This window comes from Mycobacterium sp. UM_11, from assembly GCF_001414075.1.
Taxonomy (GTDB): domain Bacteria; phylum Actinomycetota; class Actinomycetes; order Mycobacteriales; family Mycobacteriaceae; genus Mycobacterium.
In genome coordinates this window covers 1-22,351 of record NZ_LATC01000007.1, presented here as the reverse complement: position 1 = coordinate 22,351, position 22,351 = coordinate 1, and the positions used below count along the sequence as shown (strand labels likewise).

The 22,351-nt window shown below is 66.9% G+C and carries 19 protein-coding genes and 3 tRNA genes; 11 read left to right on the top strand and 11 right to left on the bottom strand.

Annotated features, from left to right (window positions below):
- The first annotated feature begins 11 nt into the window (after positions 1 to 11).
- From gyrA to WU80_RS03315, 4 genes are all read left to right on the top strand, one after another.
- Positions 12 to 3,788, top strand: a complete 3,777-nt coding sequence (gyrA, locus tag WU80_RS03330) for an intein-containing DNA gyrase subunit A (RefSeq protein WP_055405726.1) — start codon at positions 12 to 14, stop codon at positions 3,786 to 3,788.
- A 76-nt stretch (positions 3,789 to 3,864) separates the two neighbouring features.
- A complete protein-coding gene (locus tag WU80_RS03325) occupies positions 3,865 to 4,731 on the top strand; it encodes a DUF3566 domain-containing protein (RefSeq protein WP_055404548.1) in 867 nt (288 codons plus the stop codon).
- A gap of 60 nt (positions 4,732 to 4,791) precedes the next feature.
- A tRNA-Ile gene (locus WU80_RS03320) sits at positions 4,792 to 4,865 on the top strand.
- A 154-nt stretch (positions 4,866 to 5,019) separates the two neighbouring features.
- A tRNA-Ala gene (locus WU80_RS03315) sits at positions 5,020 to 5,092 on the top strand.
- A 4-nt stretch (positions 5,093 to 5,096) separates the two neighbouring features.
- Here the strand turns inward: WU80_RS03315 and cwsA are convergent.
- Entirely contained in the window at positions 5,097 to 5,531 is a 435-nt protein-coding gene (gene cwsA / locus WU80_RS03310) for a cell wall synthesis protein CwsA (protein WP_055404549.1), read from the bottom strand.
- A 128-nt stretch (positions 5,532 to 5,659) separates the two neighbouring features.
- Between cwsA and WU80_RS03305 the strand changes: the two genes are divergently transcribed.
- Positions 5,660 to 6,208: a peptidylprolyl isomerase gene (locus WU80_RS03305; protein WP_055404550.1), complete on the top strand. Its 549-nt coding sequence runs from the start codon at positions 5,660 to 5,662 to the stop codon at positions 6,206 to 6,208.
- Between the two features lie 16 nt (positions 6,209 to 6,224).
- Here WU80_RS03305 and WU80_RS03300 read toward each other — a convergent pair whose 3' ends face one another.
- Positions 6,225 to 6,653: a PH domain-containing protein gene (locus WU80_RS03300; protein WP_055404551.1), complete on the bottom strand. Its 429-nt coding sequence runs from the start codon at positions 6,651 to 6,653 to the stop codon at positions 6,225 to 6,227.
- Between the two features lie 155 nt (positions 6,654 to 6,808).
- Entirely contained in the window at positions 6,809 to 7,090 is a 282-nt protein-coding gene (crgA, locus tag WU80_RS03295; protein WP_055404552.1) for a cell division protein CrgA, read from the bottom strand.
- Between the two features lie 118 nt (positions 7,091 to 7,208).
- On the opposite strand from crgA, the gene WU80_RS03290 reads away from it, so the two are divergent.
- Together WU80_RS03290 and WU80_RS03285 are read left to right on the top strand one after the other, a co-directional pair.
- The gene (locus WU80_RS03290; protein WP_055404553.1) at positions 7,209 to 7,952 is read left to right on the top strand and encodes a DUF881 domain-containing protein; all 744 of its coding nucleotides are present in this window, start codon (positions 7,209 to 7,211) and stop codon (positions 7,950 to 7,952) included.
- A gap of 26 nt (positions 7,953 to 7,978) precedes the next feature.
- Positions 7,979 to 8,665, top strand: a complete 687-nt coding sequence (locus WU80_RS03285; protein ID WP_055404554.1) for an aminodeoxychorismate/anthranilate synthase component II — start codon at positions 7,979 to 7,981, stop codon at positions 8,663 to 8,665.
- On the opposite strand, the gene pknB is transcribed toward WU80_RS03285, so the two are convergent.
- From pknB to WU80_RS03250, 7 genes are all read right to left on the bottom strand, one after another.
- Positions 8,643 to 10,517: a Stk1 family PASTA domain-containing Ser/Thr kinase gene (pknB, locus tag WU80_RS03280; protein ID WP_055404555.1), complete on the bottom strand. Its 1,875-nt coding sequence runs from the start codon at positions 10,515 to 10,517 to the stop codon at positions 8,643 to 8,645. The two genes, WU80_RS03285 and pknB, sit on opposite strands and share 23 nt — an antisense overlap.
- Entirely contained in the window at positions 10,514 to 11,836 is a 1,323-nt protein-coding gene (locus tag WU80_RS03275; RefSeq protein ID WP_055404556.1) for a serine/threonine-protein kinase, read from the bottom strand. Before WU80_RS03275 ends, pknB begins: the two co-directional genes overlap by 4 nt.
- Complete coding sequence (pbpA, locus tag WU80_RS03270) at positions 11,833 to 13,311, bottom strand: D,D-transpeptidase PbpA (protein WP_055404557.1); 1,479 nt, start codon at positions 13,309 to 13,311, stop codon at positions 11,833 to 11,835. Before pbpA ends, WU80_RS03275 begins: the two co-directional genes overlap by 4 nt.
- Positions 13,308 to 14,717 carry an FtsW/RodA/SpoVE family cell cycle protein gene (locus WU80_RS03265; protein WP_055404558.1) on the bottom strand — a complete coding sequence of 470 codons (1,410 nt, stop codon included), beginning with the start codon at positions 14,715 to 14,717 and terminating at the stop codon, positions 13,308 to 13,310. Before WU80_RS03265 ends, pbpA begins: the two co-directional genes overlap by 4 nt.
- Positions 14,714 to 16,231, bottom strand: a complete 1,518-nt coding sequence (locus WU80_RS03260) for a PP2C family serine/threonine-protein phosphatase (protein WP_055404559.1) — start codon at positions 16,229 to 16,231, stop codon at positions 14,714 to 14,716. The genes WU80_RS03265 and WU80_RS03260 overlap by 4 nt, the downstream gene beginning before the upstream one ends.
- Positions 16,228 to 16,695 (bottom strand): FHA domain-containing protein, encoded by a 468-nt coding sequence (locus tag WU80_RS03255; protein WP_046183038.1) that lies wholly within the window; start codon positions 16,693 to 16,695, stop codon positions 16,228 to 16,230. The genes WU80_RS03260 and WU80_RS03255 overlap by 4 nt, the downstream gene beginning before the upstream one ends.
- 134 nt (positions 16,696 to 16,829) lie before the next feature.
- On the bottom strand, positions 16,830 to 18,476 hold the full coding sequence (locus WU80_RS03250) for a DUF3662 and FHA domain-containing protein (protein WP_055404560.1): 1,647 nt from the start codon (positions 18,474 to 18,476) through the stop codon (positions 16,830 to 16,832).
- 229 nt (positions 18,477 to 18,705) lie between these two features.
- Between WU80_RS03250 and WU80_RS03245 the strand changes: the two genes are divergently transcribed.
- A tRNA-Leu gene (locus WU80_RS03245) sits at positions 18,706 to 18,788 on the top strand.
- Positions 18,789 to 18,865: 77 nt separating this feature from the next.
- On the opposite strand, the gene WU80_RS03240 is transcribed toward WU80_RS03245, so the two are convergent.
- Complete coding sequence (locus tag WU80_RS03240; protein ID WP_055404561.1) at positions 18,866 to 19,105, bottom strand: hypothetical protein; 240 nt, start codon at positions 19,103 to 19,105, stop codon at positions 18,866 to 18,868.
- Positions 19,106 to 19,230: 125 nt separating this feature from the next.
- Here WU80_RS03240 and WU80_RS03235 point away from each other — a divergent pair, with 125 nt between their 5' ends.
- From WU80_RS03235 to WU80_RS26290, 3 genes are all read left to right on the top strand, one after another.
- A complete protein-coding gene (locus WU80_RS03235) occupies positions 19,231 to 21,162 on the top strand; it encodes a TNT domain-containing protein (protein ID WP_055404562.1) in 1,932 nt (643 codons plus the stop codon).
- Complete coding sequence (locus WU80_RS03230) at positions 21,159 to 21,638, top strand: hypothetical protein (protein ID WP_055404563.1); 480 nt, start codon at positions 21,159 to 21,161, stop codon at positions 21,636 to 21,638. Before WU80_RS03235 ends, WU80_RS03230 begins: the two co-directional genes overlap by 4 nt.
- 133 nt (positions 21,639 to 21,771) lie before the next feature.
- Positions 21,772 to 22,194 carry a hypothetical protein gene (locus tag WU80_RS26290; RefSeq protein WP_231633730.1) on the top strand — a complete coding sequence of 141 codons (423 nt, stop codon included), beginning with the start codon at positions 21,772 to 21,774 and terminating at the stop codon, positions 22,192 to 22,194.
- The last annotated feature ends 157 nt before the right edge of the window (positions 22,195 to 22,351 follow it).

Genomic DNA, 22,351 nt, shown 5'->3' with positions numbered 1-22,351 from the left:
AAGGGGAATAGATGACTGACACCACGCTGCCCCCCGGCGACGAGGCCGGCGACCGCATCGAACCGGTTGACATTCAGCAGGAGATGCAGCGCAGCTACATCGACTACGCGATGAGCGTGATCGTCGGGCGCGCACTGCCCGAGGTGCGCGACGGCCTCAAGCCGGTGCACCGCCGCGTGCTGTACGCGATGTACGACTCGGGCTTCCGCCCGGATCGCAGCCACGCAAAGTCGGCGCGGTCGGTCGCCGAAACGATGGGCAACTACCACCCCCACGGCGACGCTTCGATCTACGACACCTTGGTGCGCATGGCGCAGCCGTGGTCGCTGCGCTACCCCCTGGTCGACGGCCAGGGCAACTTCGGCTCTCCGGGCAACGACCCACCAGCGGCGATGCGCTACTGCCTGACGGGTGATACGTTGGTGCGCTTGCCGTTTGGGCAATCCGTACGGATCGGCGATGTCGTTCCGGCCGCCCGGCCCAACTCGGACAACGCTGTCGAACTCAAGGTATTAGACCGCCATGGCAACCCTGTTGCAGTGGATCGCCTGTTTCATTCGGGCGAGCACCAGACCTACACCGTGCGCACCGCCGAGGGCTATCAAGTCACCGGCACGTCGAACCACCCGTTGCTGTGCCTGGTCGACGTCGGTGGCGTACCGACGCTGCTGTGGAAACTGATCGAAGAAATTCGGCCCGACGACCATGTCGTGTTGCAGCGCACCCCTTCGATGGAGTTCGGGCCCGCCGACTGGCACGACGTGATGGAAGCGCTTCTGCTGGGCGCCTTCATCAGCGAGGGATTCGTATCCGAAACACGCGCGGGGTTCAACAACTGCGATCGCGACTATTTCAACATGGTGGTCGCCTCATACGACGCCGTCGTGGGTGGTCCGCGCTATGCCTACTCCCGCACGATCGCCTCGGGATCGACATTGCACGAACTGGACGTGCAGAACTTGAGGGCGATCCAGAAGACGCGACTCGCGGTTCTATGCGGGCAACGGTCTGCCGACAAGCATGTGCCGCAATGGCTTTGGCAATCACCGGCCGCCGTGAAGCGGGCGTTCCTCCAGGCCCTCTTTGAGGGCGACGGCTCTTGCTCCGCTTTGCCGCGCAATACCATTCAGATCTCTTACTCCACACGCAGCGAGCAGCTGGCGGTGGACGTCCAGCAGATGTTGCTGGAGTTCGGGGTCGTTTCAAAGCGGTACCGATTTGCGGTCGGCGAGTACAAGGTCGTCGTAACCAACCGTGCCCAAGCCGAACTGTTCGCTACCCGGATCGGTTTCGGTGGTGCCAAGCAAGCCAAGCTGACGCGAATTCTTGCCGCGATGCCCGCGTGCGCCGGCAGGGATGCCGACCACGTTCCGGGGCTGGCCGCATTCATCCGCAAGCATGCGGGCGGCAGGTGGATCGACCGCGACTGGCTGAACCGCCACAACATCGACCGCATTCAACGCTGGCGCGATCGCGGCGCTGAAATCCTTGCGCACATTGCGGATCCGGATGTACGTGCGATCGCGACCGACCTCACCGACGGCCGGTTCTATTACGCGCGGGTCGCATCGGTGACGGAGGCGGGGGTACAGCCGGTATACAGCCTGCGCGTTGATACCGACGACCACGCATTCCTCTCCAACGGCTTCGTCAGTCACAACACCGAAGCGCGCCTTACGCCGTTGGCCATGGAGATGCTGCGCGAAATCGACGAGGAGACAGTCGATTTCATCCCCAACTACGACGGCCGGGTGCAAGAGCCTACGGTGCTGCCCAGCCGGTTCCCCAACCTGCTCGCCAACGGCTCGGGCGGCATCGCGGTCGGCATGGCGACCAACATCCCGCCGCACAATCTGCGGGAGCTCGCCGAGGCCGTGTTCTGGTGCCTGGAAAACCACGAGGCCGACGAGGAGGCCACCCTGGCGGCGTGCATGGAGCGCGTCAAGGGGCCCGACTTCCCCACCGCCGGCTTGATCGTCGGCAGCCAGGGCATCTCCGACGCCTACAAGACCGGCCGCGGGTCCATCCGGATGCGTGGCGTCGTGGAGGTCGAAGAGGCAAGGGGCCGAACCTCTTTGGTGATCACCGAGTTGCCGTACCAGGTGAACCACGACAACTTCATCACCTCGATCGCCGAGCAGGTTCGCGACGGCCGGCTGGCCGGCATCTCCAATGTGGAGGACCAGGGCAGCGACCGCGTCGGCGTGCGCATCGTCGTCGAGATCAAGCGCGACGCCGTGGCCAAGGTGGTGCTGAACAACCTCTACAAGCACACCCAGCTGCAGACCAGCTTCGGCGCGAACATGTTGGCCATCGTCGACGGGGTGCCGCGCACGCTGCGGCTGGACCAGATGATCCGCCACTACGTGGCGCACCAACTCGACGTGATCGTGCGGCGCACCACCTATCGGTTGCGCAAGGCCAACGAACGCGCCCACATCCTGCGCGGCCTGGTCAAGGCCCTCGACGCGCTGGACGAGGTGATCGCCCTGATTCGCGCGTCGGAGACGGTCGACATCGCAAGGGCCGGCCTGATCGAACTGCTCGACATCGACGAGATCCAGGCCCAGGCGATCCTGGACATGCAGTTGCGTCGCCTGGCGGCCCTGGAGCGCCAGCGCATCATCGACGACCTGGCCAAGATCGAGGCCGAGATCGCCGACCTGGAAGACATCTTGGCCAAGCCCGAGCGGCAGCGTGGCATCGTGCGCGACGAGCTCGCCGAGATCGTCGAGAAGCACGGCGACGACCGCCGCACGCGAATCGTCGCGGCCGACGGCGAGGTCAGCGACGAGGACCTGATCGCCCGCGAGGACGTCGTCGTCACCATCACCGAGACCGGCTACGCCAAACGCACCAAGACCGACCTGTACCGCAGCCAGAAACGCGGCGGCAAGGGCGTGCAGGGCGCCGGCCTCAAGCAGGACGACATCGTCAAGCACTTCTTCGTGAGCTCGACCCACGACTGGATCCTGTTCTTCACCACCCAGGGCCGGGTCTATCGCGCGAAGGCCTACGAACTGCCCGAGGCGTCCCGGACCGCGCGCGGCCAGCACGTCGCCAACCTGCTGGCCTTCCAGCCCGAGGAGCGCATCGCCCAGGTCATCCAGATCCGCAGCTACGAGGACGCCCCGTACCTGGTGCTCGCCACCCGCAACGGCCTGGTCAAGAAGACCAAGCTGACCGACTTCGACTCCAACCGGTCCGGCGGGATCGTGGCGATCAACCTGCGCGACAACGACGAGCTCGTCGGCGCGGTGCTGTGCTCGTCGGACGAGGACCTGCTGCTGGTGTCGGCCAACGGTCAATCCATCCGGTTCTCGGCGACCGACGAGGCGCTGCGCCCGATGGGGCGCGCCACCTCCGGCGTGCAGGGCATGCGGTTCAACGCGGACGATTACCTGTTGTCGCTCAACGTGGTTCGTGAAGGCACGTACCTGTTGGTGGCGACCTCCGGCGGTTACGCCAAGCGGACCGCGATCGAGGAGTATCCGGTGCAGGGCCGCGGCGGCAAGGGTGTGCTGACGGTGATGTACGACCGGCGGCGCGGCAGGTTGGTGGGCGCGTTGATCGTCGACGACGACAGCGAGCTCTACGCCATCACCTCCGGCGGCGGAGTGATCCGCACCGATGCGAGACAGGTCCGCAAGGCGGGACGGCAGACCAAGGGCGTTCGCCTGATGAACCTGGGCGAGGACAACACCCTGCTGGCCATCGCGCGCAACGCGGAGGAGAACGCGGACGAGGTCGTCGAGGAAGCGGAGGGCGCCGCGGACGCGGACGGCTAGCCGGTGTCAATCCGGGCGGCCCCTCGAACGGCCGGGCAATTAGACTCGGCCCGACCAGACAATGTAAGGAGTCGGGGTGAGCTCACCGAACGAGCCGGGTGTCCCCAATCAGGGCGACGGCCCTAACGGGGATGGTTCGGCCGAGCGCGCCGGTATACACCGCGCGGCGCCGCCCGCACAGGGCGGCCGTGCCCCGGACGCCGGGGATTCGCCGCCGCGGCCGCGCGGCGGACCCCGTCCCCCGCAGCGCCCGGCCGAGCCGGGCCAACCGACCGGAGTCGAGGCCCGGCTGAACCGCTTCATATCCGGCACCGCCGCACCCGGCGCGCCGCAGGCCAAGACCGCGCCGCACGAGGCCGACGCCCCGCACCCCCGTGGCGACGGCCCGCCCGCGGAGGCGTACGCCAGCGAATTGCCGGACCTGTCTGGGCCGATTCCGCGGGCGTCGCAGCGCAAGACCCCGCCCGAGCGCTCGCCGGAGGCGTCGAGCCTGCTGGGGGCCGGCCGGTCGTCGGGCGCGGAGAATCGGGAGGCCCGCGAGGGCCGGGAAAGCCGCACCCAGGTGTCCCGGCGCCCGCGCGGCCCGGTGCGGGCCAGCATGCAGATCCGCCGCATCGACCCGTGGAGCACGCTGAAGGTGTCGCTGCTGCTCTCGGTCGCGTTGTTCTTCGTGTGGATGATCGCCGTGGCGTTCCTGTATTTGGTGCTCGGCGGAATGGGCGTGTGGTCCAAGCTCAACAGCAACGTGGGCGACCTGCTCAATAACACCAGCGGCAGCAGCGGCGAGCTCGTTTCCAGCGGCACCATCTTCGGCGGCGCCGTGCTGATCGGCTTGGTCAACATCGTGCTCTTGACCGCGATGGCCACCATCGCCGCGTTCGTCTACAACCTGACCACCGATCTGATCGGCGGCATCGAAGTGACTCTGGCGGACCGCGACTAGCGTTTTTGGGGGTGGGGCGGCGATTGCGGTAATCTCGTCGCTCGGCCGTACTGCGCGTACGGGCCTATAGCTCAGGCGGTTAGAGCGCTTCGCTGATAACGAAGAGGTCGGAGGTTCGAGTCCTCCTAGGCCCACAACCATGTGCCCGTCCAGACGTTGCGTAAGACTCGCCCTGCCAATCACACTGATCGCTGTGGTGGCGGCGGCGGTGGCGCGGTCCCGGCGTGGGGTTGAGGTCTGGCACGTGGCGGTGGACGACCCGTCCGGTCAGCCACCCAGTCACGGCGAGGGGCCTTAGCTCAGTTGGTAGAGCACCGCCTTTGCAAGGCGGGTGTCAGGGGTTCGATTCCCCTAGGCTCCACAAATCACGGGCGCGGCTGAACGTCGACGCTTGGCGGCCGCGACTGCGGATCCTGAGGCTTCGCCCGCACCGACCGCCGCACGATGCTGAACGCCACGGCGCCGCCGGCAAGCACCACCACCGCCGCCCCCGCGAACACCCACGGGCGCCGGGTTCGGCGCTGCGCCCGCCGCGCGTCCTGCAGCGCCTGAGGCAAGTTGGACACCACCTCCTGCGCGGCCGCGAGCTCCTGGGCGAGCGTCTCCTGGGCCGCGGCGAGCTCCTTGGCCAGGCGCCCCTCTTGATACTTGCGGCGAATCTGCGACGCGCCCGACTGCGCCGACTGGACACCCAGGCCGACGACCCCCCGGGTCACGTCCACCGGTCCCAGTGTCGAGTAGGTCAGGCCGCGGGCAAGTCGCTCCCGCGGGGTCAGCCGAGATTCCGCCTTCGCGCTCATCTGCCGCCTTTCTGTGCGTCCTGAACAGACTGCCAGCATAGGGACGCCGGCGGAACCGTTATGCGCGCGGCGCGTTTTCGGCGCCCGCGCGGGTTGGGTGGCACCGGCTGCGGGCGGACCCACGCGTAGTGGCAGACTCTCATGCCGTGACCAACAGCCCCTTTCAGACCGCTACCGCCACACTCCACACCAACCGCGGCGACATCAAAGTCGCCCTGTTCGGCAACCACGCCCCCAAGACCGTCGCCAACTTCGTCGGCCTGGCGCAGGGCACCAAGGAGTACTCGACCCAGAACGCATCGGGCGGGTCCTCCGGCCCGTTCTACGACGGCGCGGTCTTTCACCGGGTGATCCAGGGCTTCATGATCCAGGGCGGCGACCCGACCGGAACCGGTCGCGGCGGCCCGGGCTACAAGTTCGCCGACGAGTTCCACCCCGAACTGCAATTCGACAAGCCATACCTGCTGGCGATGGCGAACGCCGGCCCGGGCACCAACGGCTCCCAGTTCTTCATCACGGTGGGCAAGACTCCTCACCTGAACCGGCGGCACACCATCTTCGGTGAAGTCACGGACCCCGAGTCGCAGCAGGTTGTCGACGCGATCGCGACGACGTCGACCGACAGCAACGACCGCCCCACCGAACCGGTCGTCATCGAATCGATCACGATCTCGTAGGCCCGGCCAGGCCCCGTCATCCCGGCGGACGCGCGCCCGCGTAACCGGCGTCCGTCAGCGCGTCGAGCACCTCCAGCGGGTCGGTCCCGAGGTCCCAACGGGAGAAGAGCAGCAGGCCGCCGTCGGCCGTCTCGACCTCGAGCAGCCGGACTTTACGTCCGTAGCGGCGGAACTCGGTGATCCGGATGATCTTGATGTCGGACGGCTGCAATACCTGCGTCCGGAACCATCCCTGGAGCAGCAAGCCGTCGGCCGTAATTGCCAGCTTCGGGCGCGCGCGCCACGTGCCGCCCGCAAACAAGATCAGTCCCACCCCGGCAATCCCCGTTAAAACGCGCCCCGGCGGGTCTGTGACTGCGGTCACACTGGCGATAGCCATCAAAACGCCCGCGACCCCACAACCAGCGATTCCCGTCGTGCGGGGCTCCCATTGTGTTTGCTGCATCCGCCGCTCAGGCCCTCCCACCATGGCCGATGGAGTTATCCACAGACGCTATCAACAGTGGGGATAAATCACACGCGTGTGATTGGGGGGCGGGAACGTTGCTGGCGCAGTAACGAAGCATCCCAAAAATGAATTCATTCCGCCCCGGGCCGCGCTCAGTGCCAGCGCATCGTCAGCAACAAACCGGTGATCATGAAAGCGAAGGCGATCGCGTAGTTCCACGGGCCCAGTTGCGCCATCCAATTCAGGGCGGTCGGCGCCTGGCTGCCGACGGCCGCGAGTTGAAACACCATCAACCAGACCAGCCCGATCAACATCAGCCCGACGAACAAGGCGACGAACCACACGCTGGACGGCCCGACCTTCACCTTCACCGGCGTGCGGCTCACGGAGCTGACGGTGAAGTCGTTCTTCTTACGGACCTTGGACTTCGGCATGATGACCTCGAGAAGACGGTGAGCGGGACGGGGTGCGACGATAAAGACCGAAGCTGCACACGCAGCTTGGCTACGAGACTAACTCACCTGGCACGGCGACCTGGAAATTGGAGAGCCGATGAGCGACGGACACCGGTCACCATGGCGCTTCGGCGTACCGGTGGTCTGTCTGCTCGCCGGGTTGCTCCTCGCCGCCACGCACGGGGTGTCCGGCGGCGCCGAAATCCGGCGCAGCGATGCCCCGCGGCTGGTCGATCTGGTCCGTGAGGCCCAGGCGTCGGTGAATCATCTCAACGCTCAGCGCGACGCCCTGGCCGGCAAGATCGACGCCGCGCACGGACGGTCCTCGGATCGCGCGTTGGCGGCGATGCTGCGGCGCTCCGCCGAGCTGGCCGCCGAGGCGGGCATGAACCCCGTGCACGGCCCGGGCCTGACGGTCACCCTGGAGGACGCCCCCCGCGACGCCAACGGCCGCTTCCCCCGCGACGCCTCCCCCGACGACCTGGTGGTGCACCAGCAAGACATCGAGGCCGTGCTCAACGCCCTGTGGAGCGCGGGCGCCGAGGCGATCCAGATGCAGGACCAGCGCATCATCGCCACCTCGGTGCCGCGCTGCGTCGGCAACACCCTGCTGCTCAACGGGCGCACCTACAGCCCGCCGTACACGATCACCGCGGTCGGCAACGCGGCCGCCATGCAGGCCGTCCTGGCCGCCGCTCCCCTGGTCGTCCTGTACCGCCAGTACGTGGTCCGATTCGGGCTCGGCTACCGCGAAGAGGTCAAGCCCGACGTCCAGATCGTCGGTCACACCGAGCCGGACCGGCTGCACTTCGCGCAGCCCATGGGAACCATCGGCTACTGATTTCCGGCGGGCGGTAACCTGGCACGGTGCGGATCCTGGTCGTCGACAACTACGACAGCTTCGTGTTCAACCTGGTGCAGTACCTGGGCCAGCTGGGCGTCGAGGCCGAGGTGTGGCGCAACGACGACGCCCGACTCTCCGACCAGGCGGCCGTCGCCAAGCGGTTCGACGGCGTGCTGCTCAGCCCCGGGCCGGGCACCCCGGAACGAGCCGGCGCGTCGATCGGTTTGGTGGGCGCGTGTGCCGCCGAGCGCACCCCGCTGCTCGGGGTTTGCCTGGGGCACCAGGCCATCGGCGTCGCCTTCGGCGCCACGGTCGACCGCGCCCCCGAGCTGCTGCACGGCAAGACCAGCAGCGTCTTCCACACCAACACCGGTGTGCTGCAAGGGCTTCCAGACCCCTTCACGGCGACCCGGTATCACTCGCTGACCATCCTGCCGGAGTCACTGCCCCCGGTGCTCGAAGTGACGGCCCGCACCCGTGGCGGCGTCATCATGGGCGTGCAGCACACCGAGTTGCCGATTCACGGAGTGCAGTTCCACCCGGAGTCCATCCTGACCGAGGGCGGGCATCGGATGCTGGCGAACTGGCTGACCTACTGCGGCTGGACCCGCGACGACACGATGGTCCGCCGGCTCGAGAACGAGGTGCGCGCGGCGGTGCAGCCGTACGTCCCGGCCGAACCGGAAGCTACTGGCCGAACTTCAGCGTGATGACCCCGTCGCGGTTGCAGCCGGTGCCGGCGGGCGGGTTCTGATAGACCACTTTGTGGGACTGGGAGCCACCCGCGTCCACGTCGGGGCCCTTGTCGAGCACCCCGGTCCAGCCCAGCGCCCGTAGCCGCGGCTCGGCGTCCGTCCAGAACATGCCGCTCAGGTCGGGCATCACGAACTGGTTGCCCTTGGACACCTGCAACTCGATCACCGAGTCCACCGGAACCGTTTGGCCCTTGGGCGGATTGGTGCCGATCACCTCACCGGCCGGCCGGGTGCTGTCCACCTGCGCCTGGGTGATCTTGGTGAACCCGTACACGGTCAAGTTCTTCTGCGCGACGTCGACGGTCTGACCCCCGACGTCGGGCACCTGCTTGGTCTCCGGGCCCGAGCCGACGATGACCGCGATGACGTTCGTGATCGCGGAGGTCTGGTTGGCCGGCGGGTTGGTGCCGATCACCTTGCCCAGCAGCTCCGGGCTGGACGGCGAGTTCGTCTGCTTGAACTTGCTGAACCCGGCCGCCTTGAGCTTGCTCACCGCGTCGGAGTAGCTCAGTGACGAGACGTCGGGCACCTCGCGCTGTTCGGGACCGGTCGAGACGTTGATCGTGATCTCGTCGCCCGCGCTAACCGAGGCGTTGGCGCCGGGGTCGGTGTTGATGACGTGATCGGGCGGGATCGTGGAATCGGGCTTCTGCAGGGTGCGCGTCTTGAAGCCCCGATTCTGCAGCGTCGCAATGGCATCCGCGGACACCTGGCCCCGCATGTCGGGCACCTGGACGTCGCGGGTGGTGCCGCCGAAGGTGTTGAAGGCGATGACCACGACGATCGTCAGCACCGCCAGCGCGGCGACGGCCACGATCCAGCGGCCGACCGACCCGCCCTCGCGGTCGTCGATGTGGCGCAGGGGTTGGCGGGGCAGCGGATCGGTGCGCGGCCCGGGCTGGTTTCCCGGGGCGGCGAGCATCCCGCTACGGTCGGCGTCGGTGAGCACTTTGGGCGCCTCGGGCGGTTCGCCGTTGTGCACCCGCACCAGATCGGCGCGCATTTCGGCCGCGGTCTGGTAGCGATTGTCCGGGTTTTTGGCCAGCGCCTTGAGCACGACGGCGTCGAGGTCGGCGGAGATGCCTTCATGGCGCTGGGACGGCGGAATGGGGTCCTCGCGCACATGCTGGTAGGCGACGGCGACGGGCGAGTCTCCGGTGAAAGGCGGTTCGCCCGTGAGGATTTCGTAGAGCACGCAACCGAGCGAGTAGACGTCCGACCGGGCGTCGACGGTGTCGCCGCGGGCCTGCTCGGGAGACAAGTACTGGGCCGTGCCGATCACGGCCGCGGTCTGGGTGACGCTGTTGCCGCTGTCGGCGATCGCGCGCGCGATGCCGAAGTCCATCACTTTGACCGCATTGGTGCTGCTGATCATGATGTTCGCCGGCTTGACATCGCGGTGGATGATGCCGTTCTGATGACTGAAGTTCAGGGCCTGACACGCGTCGGCGATGATCTCGATGGCCCGCCGCGGCGGCAGCGGCCCGTCGGTGTGCACGATGTCGCGCAGCGTGACGCCGTCGACGTACTCCATGACGATGTACGGCAGCGGTCCCGTCGGTGTCTCAGCCTCACCGGTGTCGTACACCGCGACGATGGAGGGGTGATTGAGCGCGGCGGCGTTCTGCGCCTCGCGGCGGAACCGCAGATAGAAGCTGGGGTCGCGAGCCAGGTCGGCGCGCAGCACCTTCACCGCGACGTCGCGGTGCAAGCGGACGTCGCGGGCCAGGTGAACCTCGGACATGCCCCCGAAGCCGAGGATTTCGCCCAGTTCATAGCGGTCAGAAAGGTGTTGAGGGGTGGTCATCGTGGTATCTCGTGTCGGGCCGGTGACGCGCCGGACGTCGGTGGTTCGCCCCACCCGCGCCCGGCCGGCCCTCGCTGCAGTCCAGAATTACCTATCGTCGGTCGATCCGTCCAATTAAGCCGCAGCCCGGGTGCGTAACCGGTTGGGGTGTTGCTCGCCGGCGGCGCCGGCGGGCTTCCGGTGTCGGTGACCGTCGGGGGCGGCGGCTGCTGCGGGTTATCCCCGCGGGAATTTATGACGATGAGCACCGCGATGATGATCGCCAGGGCCCCCAGCACTCCGGCGGCCCACAACAACGCGCGCTGACCCGACGAGAAGGTGCGCCGGGCCGGGGGTGGGCGATGTCCCCCGGTGGCGGGCCGGGATCGGCGCGGCGCCGCGGCCCGGGTGCCGGAGACGGCGGCCGCCCTGGTCGTCGGGCTGGACGGAATGGCCGCCGGTGAGGCCCGCCCGGGGGGCGGCGACTGGCTGGGCCGCGGCGGGCGCCGGCCGGCCCGCACCGCCGCAACGGCGTCGGCGAAGGGCCCGCCGCTGCGGTACCGCATCGCGGGGTTCTTGACGAGCGTGATCTCGATGAGCTCGCGGACGTTGGGCGGCAGCTCCGCGGGCAGCGGCGGCGGCGGCTCCTTGATGTGCTTCATCGCCACCGTCAGGGCCCCGTCACCGGCGAACGGCCGCTTGCCCGAGACCACTTCGTAGCCGACGACGCCCAGCGAGTAGACGTCGCTGGCGGGGGTGGCGTCGTGTCCCAGGGCCTGTTCGGGGGCGATGTACTGGGCGGTGCCCATCACCATGCCGGTCTGGGTTACCGGCGCGGCGTCGACGGCCTTAGCGATGCCGAAGTCGGTGATCTTCACCTGGCCGGTCGGCGTGATCAGAATGTTTCCCGGCTTGACGTCGCGGTGTACCAAACCGGCGGCGTGGGCGATTTGCAGGGCCCGGCCGGTCTGCTCGAGCATGTCGAGCGCGTGTCGCAGCGACAGCCGACCCGTGCGCTTGAGCACCGAGTTCAGCGGCTCACCGTTGACCAGTTCCATCACCAGGTAGGCGGTGCGGCCCTCCCCGTCCAGCTGGCTTTCGCCGTAGTCGTGGACCTGGGCGATGCCGGGGTGGTTGAGCATCGCGGTGGTGCGCGCCTCGGCGCGGAACCGCTCGATGAACTCCGGGTCCTGGGAGAACTCCTGTTTGAGCACCTTGACCGCGACGCGCCGGCCCAGCCGGCTGTCCACCGCCTCCCACACCTGGCCCATGCCGCCGGTGGCGATCAGGCGCTGCAGGCGGTATCTGCCAGACAGCGTCACACCAACTCGCGGGCTCATGGTCCTCCCTGTAGCGCGGCTTGGATCACAGCCCGTCCGATGGGCGCGGCGAGTGCACCTCCCGTCGCGGACAGGCGGTCGCCGCCATTCTCCACCAACACTGCCACGGCGACTCTGGGCGTCTGCGCGGGCGCGAAGGCGATGTACCACGCGTGCGGCGGCGTGTTGCGCGGATCGGAGCCATGCTCTGCCGTACCAGTCTTGGATGCGATCTGCACGCCGGGAATGGCCCCTTTCTGCTGTGCGACCTTCTCGGCGCCGACCATCAGCTCTGTCAGCTTAGCGGCGACCTGGGGTGACACCGCGCGGCGCTGCTGATAGGGAGCGGTGGTGCTGATGTTGGCCAGGTCGGGTCCCTTGAGGCTGTCGATCAGGTAGGGCTGCATCGTGACGCCGCCGTTGGCGATGGTCGCGGCGATCTGGGCGTTCTCCAACGGCGTCAGGGCCACGTCCTTTTGGCCGATGCTGGTCATGCCAAGCGCGGCTGCGTCCGGGATGATCCCGACGGTGGATTCGGCGACCTGCAGCGGGATGACGCTCGGGGTGGTGTCCAGGCCGAAGGACTGCGCCGTGCTGCGCAACGCGTCCGAGCCGGTGTGCATGCCGAGCTGGACGAACGCGGTGTTGCACGACAGGGCGAACGCCTGCTTGAGCGTCACCGTGGGCTCGCTGCCGCACGGCTGGCCGCCGTAGTTCTCCAGCGTTGCGGTGCTGTCGGGCAACGGAATTGAGGCCGCCGCGGTCAGCTGCTCGGCGTCGGTCGCACCGGCCTGCAGCGCCGCGGCGGTGGTGATCACCTTGAACGTGGAACCGGGCGGGTAGGTCTCGGAGATGGCGCGGTTGGTCAGCGGATTGTCGGGGTCGTCACGTAACCGCTGCCATGCCTGCGCCTGCACTTCGGGGTCGTGCGACGCCAGCAGGTTGGGGTCATAGGACGGCGACGACACCATCGCCAGGATCTTGCCGGTGGACGGCTCGAGGGCCACGATCGCGCCCTTACACGGTGTGCCGCCGCAGCCCTGCTGCATGGCGTCCCACCCGGCCTGCTGCACCCGCGGCCGGATGGTGGTGTCGACGTTGCCGCCGCGCGGGTCGCGGCCGGTGAAGAAGTCAGCCAGACGGCGGCCGAACAACCGCTCGTCGGATCCGTTCAGCAGCGGGTCCTCGGCGCGCTCCAGACCGGTGCTGGAATAGCGCAGCGAGTAGAAACCGGTGACCGGCGCGTACACCGCCGGGTTCGGGTAGACCCGCAGGAAGCGGAAGCGGCTGTCGGTGGCCACGGAGTAGGCCAGCAACTGGCCGCCGGCGATGATCTGGCCGCGCTGGCGCGAATACTCGTCGAGCAGCACGCGCTGATTTCGCGGGTCGGCGCGCAGCGAGTCCGCGGCGAACACCTGCGTCATCGTGGCGTTGAGCAGCAGCAGCACGATCAACGCCATGACGGTGACCGAGATGCGGCGCAGAGAGGTGTTCATACCTTCTCGATTACCTCGGTCTTGGCCGCCGCGATCGGCGAATTGGTGCGCTCGCGCCCGCGTAAGGGATGCCGGGCGCTGTTGGAGATGCGGGCGAGGATGGCCAGCAGAATGTAGTTCGCCAGCAGCGACGATCCGCCGTAGGACATCCACGGCGTGGTGAGCCCGGTCAGCGGAATCAGCTGCGTGACACCGCCGACCACGATGAACAGCTGGATGGCCAACGTGGAGGCCAGCCCCGCGGCCAGCAACTTGCCGAAGCTGTCCCGGGTCGCGATCGCGGTGCGCATGCCGCGGACGATGACGATGGTGTAGAGCATCAGAATGCTGGCGAGGCCGACGAGCCCCAGCTCCTCACCGAACGCCGCGATGATGAAGTCGGTTGACGCGGCCGGCACGGTGTCGGGTTGGCCGTTGCCCAGTCCGGTGCCGAAGATGCCGCCGGTGGCGAAACTGAACAGCGATTGCACGATCTGATAACCGCTGCCGTCGGGGTCGGAAAACGGGTCCCACCACATCTGCACCCGGACCCGGACGTGAGCGAAGACGAAATACGCGATGACGCTGCCCACCGCGAACAACACCAGGCCGATCATCACCCAGCTGAACCGTTGCGTCGCAAGGTAAACCACCACCAAGAACGACGCGTACAGCAGCAGCGAGGTGCCGAGGTCCTTTTCGAAGGCCATCACCCCGACCGAGATCACCCAGGCGGCCAGCAGGGGCGCGAGGTCGCGCGGGCGCGGCAGGGTCAGCCCCATGAAGTGCTTGCCGACGCTGTTGAACAGTCCGCGCTTGGCGATCAGCACGGCGGAGAAGAAGATCAGCAGCAGGATCTTGGAGAACTCGGCGGGCTGAAACGAGAAGCCGGACACGCGAATCCAGATTTTCGCGCCGTTCTGTTCGGACATCGACGCCGGCAGCAAGGCGGGAATGATCAACAGCACCAAGCCCGCGATGCCGCAGATGTAGCCGTACCGCGCCAGCTGCCGGTGGTCTTTGAGAAACGTGACGACGAGGGCGAACGTGACGACGCCGACCAGGGTCCACATCATCTGCTGGGTGGCGCTGGAGTGATGGCGGCCGCTGAGCTGGCTGCTGACCAGGTCGAGTCGATGGATCATCACCAGGCCGAGTCCGTTGAGCAGCGCCACGATTGGTAGCAGCAGCGGGTCGGTGTAGGGGGCGAACCGCCTGATGGCCATGTGCGCCGACCCGAACACGAGCAAGAAAACCAGGCCGTAACTAATTGCATTCCAACGAAATTCGCGGTCCTGGTTGGCCTCGACGATCAGCAACGCGGCCACGGTGATCGCTGCGGCGAAGCACAGCAGCAGCAGCTCGGCGTTGCGGCGGGTGGGCAGCGGGGGCGTGACCGCGACGGGCGGCTGCAGTTGGGTCGTCATGCCACCGTCCGGCAGTCAACGCCCGGTTGAGGTGGAGGCGCTGGAAGCGCTGTGACCGTCTGCGAAGTGGTGGTGGGGCCCGCCGGCGACGAGGTCGCGGGGCCGCCCGTGGCGCTGGTCGGGGCTGGGGCGCTGGGCCCGGAGGTAGCGGTGGTTTGTGGCGTGGTGGGTGCTGACGACGTCGCGACACTCGGTTCGGGAGTGGGGTTCCCGGGTGTCGGGGAACCCGGCGGCGACGTGGCACGCGGTGGCGGACAGGTGGGCAGCAGGTATTCGGTCAGCAATTGCCGCAGTTGTGACTCGGCCTGGTCGAGGCTGCCTCCGGGCAGCCCGGTTTCGACCTGCACCTGCCCGGGACGGCGCAGATCCCGCAGCGTCATCGCTTGACAGTTCGAGTGGCCGGATTGGCCGTAACTGATCAGGGACAGTTCGTTGCGGGCGCTCAGGCAGCCCACCAGATAGGGCTGCTGCAGGGGTATGCCCAACAAGGACCCCTGGATTCCGCGGACGATCGACACCTTGCCGTCGAATTCGGCGACGTAATAGTTGCGCTGGATGACCCACCACCCGATGGCCAATCCGGAGAGGACGAACAACACCGCCAGCGTCACGACGAAAAACATCCGCCGCCGGGGCCACCGTGGACGAGTGGGTGTTTCCGGTTGCGGCGCAACACGTTTGGCCGTCTCATCGCGGGGCCGGATCGCCGATGCACGGCCCGCCGAGGTGTTGGGCAACGTCATTTGATCGTCGTCGCCCGACACCGCGCCGGCGAGGATCGGCTGGGTCTGGCCGTAGTCGTAGTCGACGACATCGGCGACCACCACGGTCACGTTGTCCGGTCCGCCGCCGCGCAGCGCCAATTCGATGAGGCGGTAGGCGGCTTCGGCCACGTCGGGGATCTGCAGTGCCTCGAGGATGGTTTCGTCGCTGACCGGGTCGCTGAGACCGTCGGAGCAGAGCAGGTAGCGGTCGCCGGCCCGCGCCTCGCGCATGGTCAACGTGGGCTCGACCTCGTGGCCGGTCAGCGCGCGCATGATCAGCGACCGCTGCGGGTGGCTGTGTGCCTCTTCGCGGGTGATGCGGCCCTCGTCGACCAGGGTCTGGACGAAGGTGTCGTCCTTGGTGATCTGCGTCAGCTCGCCGTCGCGCAGCAGGTAACCGCGTGAATCGCCGATGTGCACCAAGCCAATTCGGTCGCCCGCGAACAGGATTGCAGTGAGCGTGGTGCCCATGCCCTCGAGTTCGGGCTCCGCCTCCACCTGCGCCGCGATGGCCGCATTGCCGGAGCGCACCGCCGCGTCGAGCTTGGCCAGCAGGTCGCCGCCGGGTTCGTCGTCGTCGAGATGGGCCAGTGCGGCGATCACCAACTGGGAGGCCACTTCACCGGCGGCGTGACCACCCATGCCGTCGGCCAGGGCGAGCAGTCGCGCACCGGCGTACACGGAGTCTTCGTTATTGGCGCGTACCAAGCCGCGATCGCTGCGCGCGGCATACCGCAGGACCAGCGTCACGGGCGCAACTCGATCGCCGTTTTGCCGATCCGAATCGGCGTCCCTATCGGAACTCGTACCGCAGTCGTCACCTTTGCCCTGTCAAGGTAAGTGCCGTTGGTCGATCCTAGATCCTCGACGTACCATTCCGAACCGCGCTGAGACAGCCTGGCGTGCCGCGTCGAGGCGTAATCGTCGGTGAGCACGAGCGTCGAATCGTCAGCCCGGCCGATCAGCACCGGCTGCCCGCTGAGCGTGATGCGGGCCCCGGCCAATGCCCCCTCGGTCACCACGAGGTAGCGCGCGGCATGCCGGCGTTGCCGTGAAGGCAGCAGCGTGCTGCGCAACGCCAGGCCGCGACGCACCATGACGGCGCCGGTGGGCGCATAGATATCGGTCCGCAAGATCCGCAACACGGACCAGATGAATACCCACAACAACATTAAAAAACCGGCACGCGTCAGCTGCAGTACGAGTCCCTGCATCTGGCGTCCTTTCCGTCCTGGCCCCGGAATCCCGGCGTCCCCCCTGCGCCCGTGACCCCGAGCACATCGGCAACGTCACGATACTTGGACGGCGGTCGACGCGGGGCGAAGCACGGCAGCGTTGAGCCCCGCGGTTAGTGGATCCGGACGATGATCTCCGAGTGGCCCAGACGGATCACGTCGCCGTCCGCCAGCTGCCACTCCTGCACCGGTGCGTTGTTGACGGTGGTGCCGTTGGTCGAGTTCAGGTCCGAGAGGAGCGCCACCTGCCCGTCCCAGCGGATCTCGAGGTGCCGTCGTGAGACACCGGTGTCCGGCAACCGGAACTGGGCGTCTTGTCCGCGGCCCACGATGTTGGAGCCCTCGCGCAGCTGATAGGTGCGCCCGCTGCCGTCGTCGAGCTGGAGGGTGACGGCGGTTCCGGCCGCGCCGTAGCCACCGCCGCCGTAGGCGCCGTAGCCCCCGGCCGGCTGGCCGTAGTCGGCGGGCTGGCCGTAGTCGGCGGGCTGGCCGTACTCGCTCGGCTGCGCATACTCGGCCTGCTGGCCGTAGTCGTAGTCGCGGTGAGCGGTCTCGGGGTAGCCGCCGGCCTGACCCTGGTATCCGCCGGCCGGGACGTTCTCGGAGTACTGCGTGTAATCCCCGCCGTACTCCTGCCGGCCGTAGCCGCCGCCCTGCTGGTAGCCCTGGTCGTAGCCACCGCCTTGTTCGTAGCCGCCACCCTGCTCATACCCGCCGCCCTGCTCGGGGTAGGCCGGGCGTTGCTCCGGCGGAGCGTAGCCGCCCTCGTCGGGGCGGGCCGGTCCGCGGCCGTACTCGCCGTAGCCGCCGTAGCCCTGCTGGCCGCCGCCGGGCTGGCCGCCAGCCGGTTGACCGCCGCCGGGCGGCCCGTAGCCGCCGCCCTGCCGGTAGCCCTGGTCGTAGCCTTGGCCGCCGTAGCCACCGGGGGCGGGGGGACGCTGCTCATACTGCGGCTGGTAGCCGCCCTGGCCCTGCTCGGGGTAGCCGCCCGGCCCCTGGTACCCGCGCTGCTCGGGGTAGCCGCCGGGAGCCTGGTAGCCGCGCTGCTCGGGGTAGCCGCCGGGGGCCTGGTAGCCGCCTTGCTCCGGGTAGCCGCCCTGCTCTGGGTGGCGGGGCGGCGGGTAGCCCTGCTGCGGCGGATAACCGCTCTGCTCGGGCGGGTACCCGCCGCGCGGGTCAGGGCCCCCCTGCGGTTCCGCGCCGCCTTCTTGCGGCCGCGGGTAGCGGTCGTCGTAGTACTCATCGCTGGGCCGACCCGGCCCCTGAGCCCCGCGGTAGCTCGAATCGTCAGTCATTGGTGCTACTCCTCGTTCTGCGCCGAACGCACTATTTGATTGTGGCCGGACGGGATCGTTGACCATCGGGCGGGGCTGCACATCGGGGTTGACAGCACCACGGGCGCGGTACTGGCCGGTACGCAGGTTCGACGACTGCTCGAACCGGACGACCACCTCACCATACGTTTGCCACCCCTGTTCCTGGATGTAGTCGGCCAAGTACCTAGCGAAAGCGCCCGACGTGAGATCAGGGTCGGCGCCCACCTTCTCGAAGTCGTGCCTACCGAGGGTAATGATGTATTCGTTGGGGGCCAAAAGGCGATTGCCGTGCAGCGTCTCGACGCCGTCGCGGGCCTCGCGGCGCAGGAGGGCTTCGACCTCCTGCGGAACGATCGACCCGCCGAAGACCCGGGCGAACGCGTTGTCGACGGTGGCCTCGAGCTTCCGCTCGATCCGCGCCGCCAGCCCCCGTTGGCTACTCATGCCCGGGCGCCCGCCCGCACTTGCCGCAGCATGTCGTCGGCGCGCGGCAAACGGCTTTCACTCCAGCATGGTATCGGGATGGCGGGACGCCGCGGCACCGTCGAAACTCTGAGAGTTTGCGTCCGCACTGCTCAGAGCCGTTGTCTGCCAGCGCCGGACGCCGTCAATCCCGACCAGGCAGTTGGGGAACGCGGCCATTAGAGTGGTATGGTCCATCGGTTGTTTTTCCGGGCGAGTGGCGGAATGGCAGACGCGCTGGCTTCAGGTGCCAGTGTCCTTCGGGACGTGGGGGTTCAAGTCCCCCTTCGCCCACATTTGAATATCGGCGCTGAGGTCGCGGACTCGAGAAGTTCGCGACCTTCGTGTTGTTCGGGCGTTGTACCGGGGACTCAGCGCACCCGGCCGTCCTCCTCGCCCTCCTCATCCCAGTCGGCCCACTCCGGCAGCGGGGTATTCGGCATCACGCCGCGTGCAGAGGCCTCGTAACCCGGTTGGGGGCCATGCGGCTTCCAACGCGGATCCGATCGGTTCGTCCGTGAGCGCCGGACCGCGCGGACAACCAGAGCGACGGTGCCGCCAACGATTAGGGCAATCAGCACCACCTTGAGGACCAGCACTAGCACGGCCATGGGTCTGGGCTCCTCGGGCTTGGGTGAATTGACGTCGGCAACCGCACCAGTAGCGTAATTGCCAGCTCAGGAGGGGTGGCAATGGTGGTCACTGCGCTTGGCGCTGCGCAGCTGCGGGTGATGCGATGCAGTTGCGCTACATAAGCGTTGCGGCCCTGATTGCCGAGGCCGGTGGTGATCCGTGGGCCATCAACAAGAGCTTGCAAGCCGGCAGGCCCTGGGAGATCTCCTCTCTGGCAGAAGCCTTCCACCGAGCGGGGCGATGCACTTCCGAGGCCCAGCACGCCTTTGAGCAAGCCCGCAACCGCTTCGACGCTGCGTGGAACCGCCAGGGCGGTGGCGGCAATCCGATCAACGACTCCCTCGATGTGCTACGGGTGACCCAGTCGCTCGGCGACCAGTCCTGGCAGCTGCCCAAGATCGGCGTCGACTTGGAAAACATCGCCGCTTCCTTGGCCGAGGCGCAGAAGGCCGCGGCGGGGCAGATCGTAACGCTCGAGAATCAGCTGCAAACACTCGACGACCTGATCGGTCAGGCCGTCGCGATGGAGCAATCCGGCAACCTCAGCGCGGAGGACAAGCACACCCTCGATGTCCTGATCCACAATTGCGAGAGGGATGCCATCGATGACACCAAAGCGACTCTGGGACAACTCAACTCGATACGTAACGGCTACGCCGATGGCTTACGCAATTCGCTGGGCAACCTACGAACCGAGGGATACGATCCCGCTCGCCTGCACGATTTCGACGCCGACGGTTCACCCAAGCCCACTGAGGCCCAGTTGCAAGCGCTCGCCGACCTGCGCCGCATCACCGACCAAGCGGTGGTGGATCAAATGGGCAAGGTGCGCGCCGCGCAGGATGCCCTGAACAAGGCGATGGCCGACCTATATACCCACGGTCCTGGGTCGCCGGAAGGCGAGGCCGCCAGCGCGAAGCTGCCCAAGCTGAAAGCGGACCTGGCGCATGCTCTCGACGACCTGGGCAAGATCCCCGACTACAAGGACGTCGACCCGGCATCGGTCACGATCACTCCCGACGGCCGTTTCATGTTCACCCACACCGTCGACGGGCAGCCCGTACAGGTCTATGGGCAGCTCAAGGACGGCGCGGGCGAATTCTTCGACCAGGCCATGGGCACCTCATACAGCTTCAGCGGCGGCAAGTTGACCGGCATGCGCACGCTTGATCCCGGGAAGGTGGAAGCCACCCCCGAACCGCTGTGGAGCGCCATCACTTTGGCGGTCGGCGGTCCCGAACTCAAAGCCGGTGGCGAGGTCGCTTGGCAAGGCTTGAAGACGCTCTTCAGCCGCGAAGCGCTGACGGGCTTGACCGGCGACAATGTCCTAGCCCGCGCAATGAGCGGGGCCGAGATACGTGCGGCAATCGCCGAAGCGCATCTGCCTCCCCCTGGCCGTCCGATTCCCGACATCAGCGGCGAACCCGTTCCGGGGACCACCCACCCCGGTCCTGCGCCCGTCGTCGAGCACGCGCCGCACCCGGGCGGGGGTGGCAGTGAGCTTCCGCCCGATGCCGGACCGCATGTACCGGTGGGCCCGGACGGGCCGCCACCGAGCTCTCTCGATACACCGCCGCACCTACCGTCTGATCACCCGTTATTCGACGGGTATCACGCGGTTCAACCGGGTCCGGAATTCACCAAGCCTGACGGCAGTCTGCTTTATCCCGACGACGGGCTGGCGACAAAGCCCTATGCGGTCCCGGGCACAGTGATTCCAAACGCGAACTTGCAACCCGGTACTGTCCTAGAGCGCTTCGGCAATCCAGGTGGCTCCTACCTCGCCCCCGACGGGACACCCTTTGCACAACTGGCGCTTCCACCAGAAAGTGCCCTCAAGCCCTACTATCAGTACGTAGTAAAGGACCCAACCGCATTGCCGCCGGGTTATCACATCGAGCAATCCCAAGTCGCACCCTGGTTTCATCAACCTGGCGGCGGAATCCAGTATCGCGTAATCGGCCCAGACGGAAAAAATGCTCCGGTGGAAGTTCTAGAAGAGTCCGGATTCTTGAAGGATATGCGTGAAAAATGACTGATTACACCCGCCTATCCACGAGCTGGATTGAATGGGCTAATCGCGCGCGGCTGTCCAACATCGCTGTCTCGTCCAGCTGCGTTGATTGCGAGATAGCCTTCACCTCTGACGATTTCTCCGTACATCTTCGCCACGAAGACGGGTGGTGGATAGTCGACACTGTCGATGATCGCGGCCAACGTCGCGACGACACCGCGAAGTTATCTTCATTCGACTTGGCTGAGAAGTACGTCATTTGGCTCTGGGCCTCGATTGCGCGGGCGGCTATCGGGGCGCCGCGCCTGGGACGCCAACTCTATTCTCTTGGTTTTAGTCCAGATGTGCATGTCATTCCGATCACCGAGGGCTTTTCGGAATTGCGATCACCGGACGGGAAGGCGGTGCTAATGGAGCCGTATGCGACGATTTTCAGCCACATAATGTCGAAACCGGTGAGCGAGGTCGAAGAGATGGTCAGAAGCGGGGTCGAGTAGCGCGGGGGGTTCAGATCTCCACCGGGAACGCGCGATCATCACGCTGAGAGGTCGACAGGTGCGGATTCGTAGGAAGGCTCGGACAGCGGACTTCTCGAGGTTATCGACTAACTGGTATCGCTGGGCGGCCGGCATGGGCGGCGGTAAGCCAACGGTCTCAACCAAATGCGATGATTGCACAGTCCTTTTCAGCACCGACGACTATTCTGTTCATCTCCGCAAGGAGGGAGATTGGTGGGTTGCGGATACGGTCAATGACCGTGGGCAGCGGCGCAATGGCGCCGCACGATTCTCGAACTTCAATATGGCCGAGAAATATCTCATCTGGGACTGGGCAACTACGGCGCGCTCAGACCTCGCATCAGGTCCCTTGGGCGCCGACCTTGCCCGGCTCGGTTACGCGCCCGACGTGGAAGTGTCGAAGACGGATTCAGGTTATAAGATATGCCTGAACAACGAATGCGCCGTTTTATCAGTCGTTAATGCCACGATCTTCAGCCATCTCATGGCCAATTCCGTCGACCAAATTGAGCGGCTGGTTACAAGCGGCCTATAGCCGTGTCGTGAAGACAGGTAGGGAGCCCCTCATCCCACTTTTCATGCACCTGCCTACGACTGCACCCACCGCACAACATCCGGCGTAACGGCGTCGGTGATGTCGTCGTACTCCGGGTGCTTTTTGAGCACCGTGGCGACTGTCTCTTATACACATC

Excerpts from the sequence above, each read along its gene's own strand:
- WU80_RS03300 (WP_055404551.1), bottom strand. The coding sequence starts at position 6,653 with ATGCAGCAAACACAATGGGAGCCCCGCACGACGGGAATCGCTGGTTGT.
- WU80_RS03255 (WP_046183038.1), bottom strand. The coding sequence starts at position 16,695 with ATGCAGGGACTCGTACTGCAGCTGACGCGTGCCGGTTTTTTAATGTTG.
- cwsA (WP_055404549.1), bottom strand. The coding sequence starts at position 5,531 with ATGAGCGCGAAGGCGGAATCTCGGCTGACCCCGCGGGAGCGACTTGCC.
- WU80_RS03240 (WP_055404561.1), bottom strand. The coding sequence starts at position 19,105 with ATGGCCGTGCTAGTGCTGGTCCTCAAGGTGGTGCTGATTGCCCTAATC.
- WU80_RS03230 (WP_055404563.1), top strand. The coding sequence starts at position 21,159 with ATGACTGATTACACCCGCCTATCCACGAGCTGGATTGAATGGGCTAAT.
- WU80_RS03250 (WP_055404560.1), bottom strand. The coding sequence starts at position 18,476 with ATGAGTAGCCAACGGGGGCTGGCGGCGCGGATCGAGCGGAAGCTCGAG.
- WU80_RS03235 (WP_055404562.1), top strand. The coding sequence starts at position 19,231 with ATGCAGTTGCGCTACATAAGCGTTGCGGCCCTGATTGCCGAGGCCGGT.
- pbpA (WP_055404557.1), bottom strand. The coding sequence starts at position 13,311 with ATGAACACCTCTCTGCGCCGCATCTCGGTCACCGTCATGGCGTTGATC.
- WU80_RS26290 (WP_231633730.1), top strand. The coding sequence starts at position 21,772 with ATGGGCGGCGGTAAGCCAACGGTCTCAACCAAATGCGATGATTGCACA.
- pknB (WP_055404555.1), bottom strand. The coding sequence starts at position 10,517 with ATGACCACCCCTCAACACCTTTCTGACCGCTATGAACTGGGCGAAATC.
- crgA (WP_055404552.1), bottom strand. The coding sequence starts at position 7,090 with ATGCCGAAGTCCAAGGTCCGTAAGAAGAACGACTTCACCGTCAGCTCC.
- WU80_RS03275 (WP_055404556.1), bottom strand. The coding sequence starts at position 11,836 with ATGAGCCCGCGAGTTGGTGTGACGCTGTCTGGCAGATACCGCCTGCAG.
- WU80_RS03265 (WP_055404558.1), bottom strand. The coding sequence starts at position 14,717 with ATGACGACCCAACTGCAGCCGCCCGTCGCGGTCACGCCCCCGCTGCCC.
- WU80_RS03290 (WP_055404553.1), top strand. The coding sequence starts at position 7,209 with ATGAGCGACGGACACCGGTCACCATGGCGCTTCGGCGTACCGGTGGTC.
- gyrA (WP_055405726.1), top strand. The coding sequence starts at position 12 with ATGACTGACACCACGCTGCCCCCCGGCGACGAGGCCGGCGACCGCATC.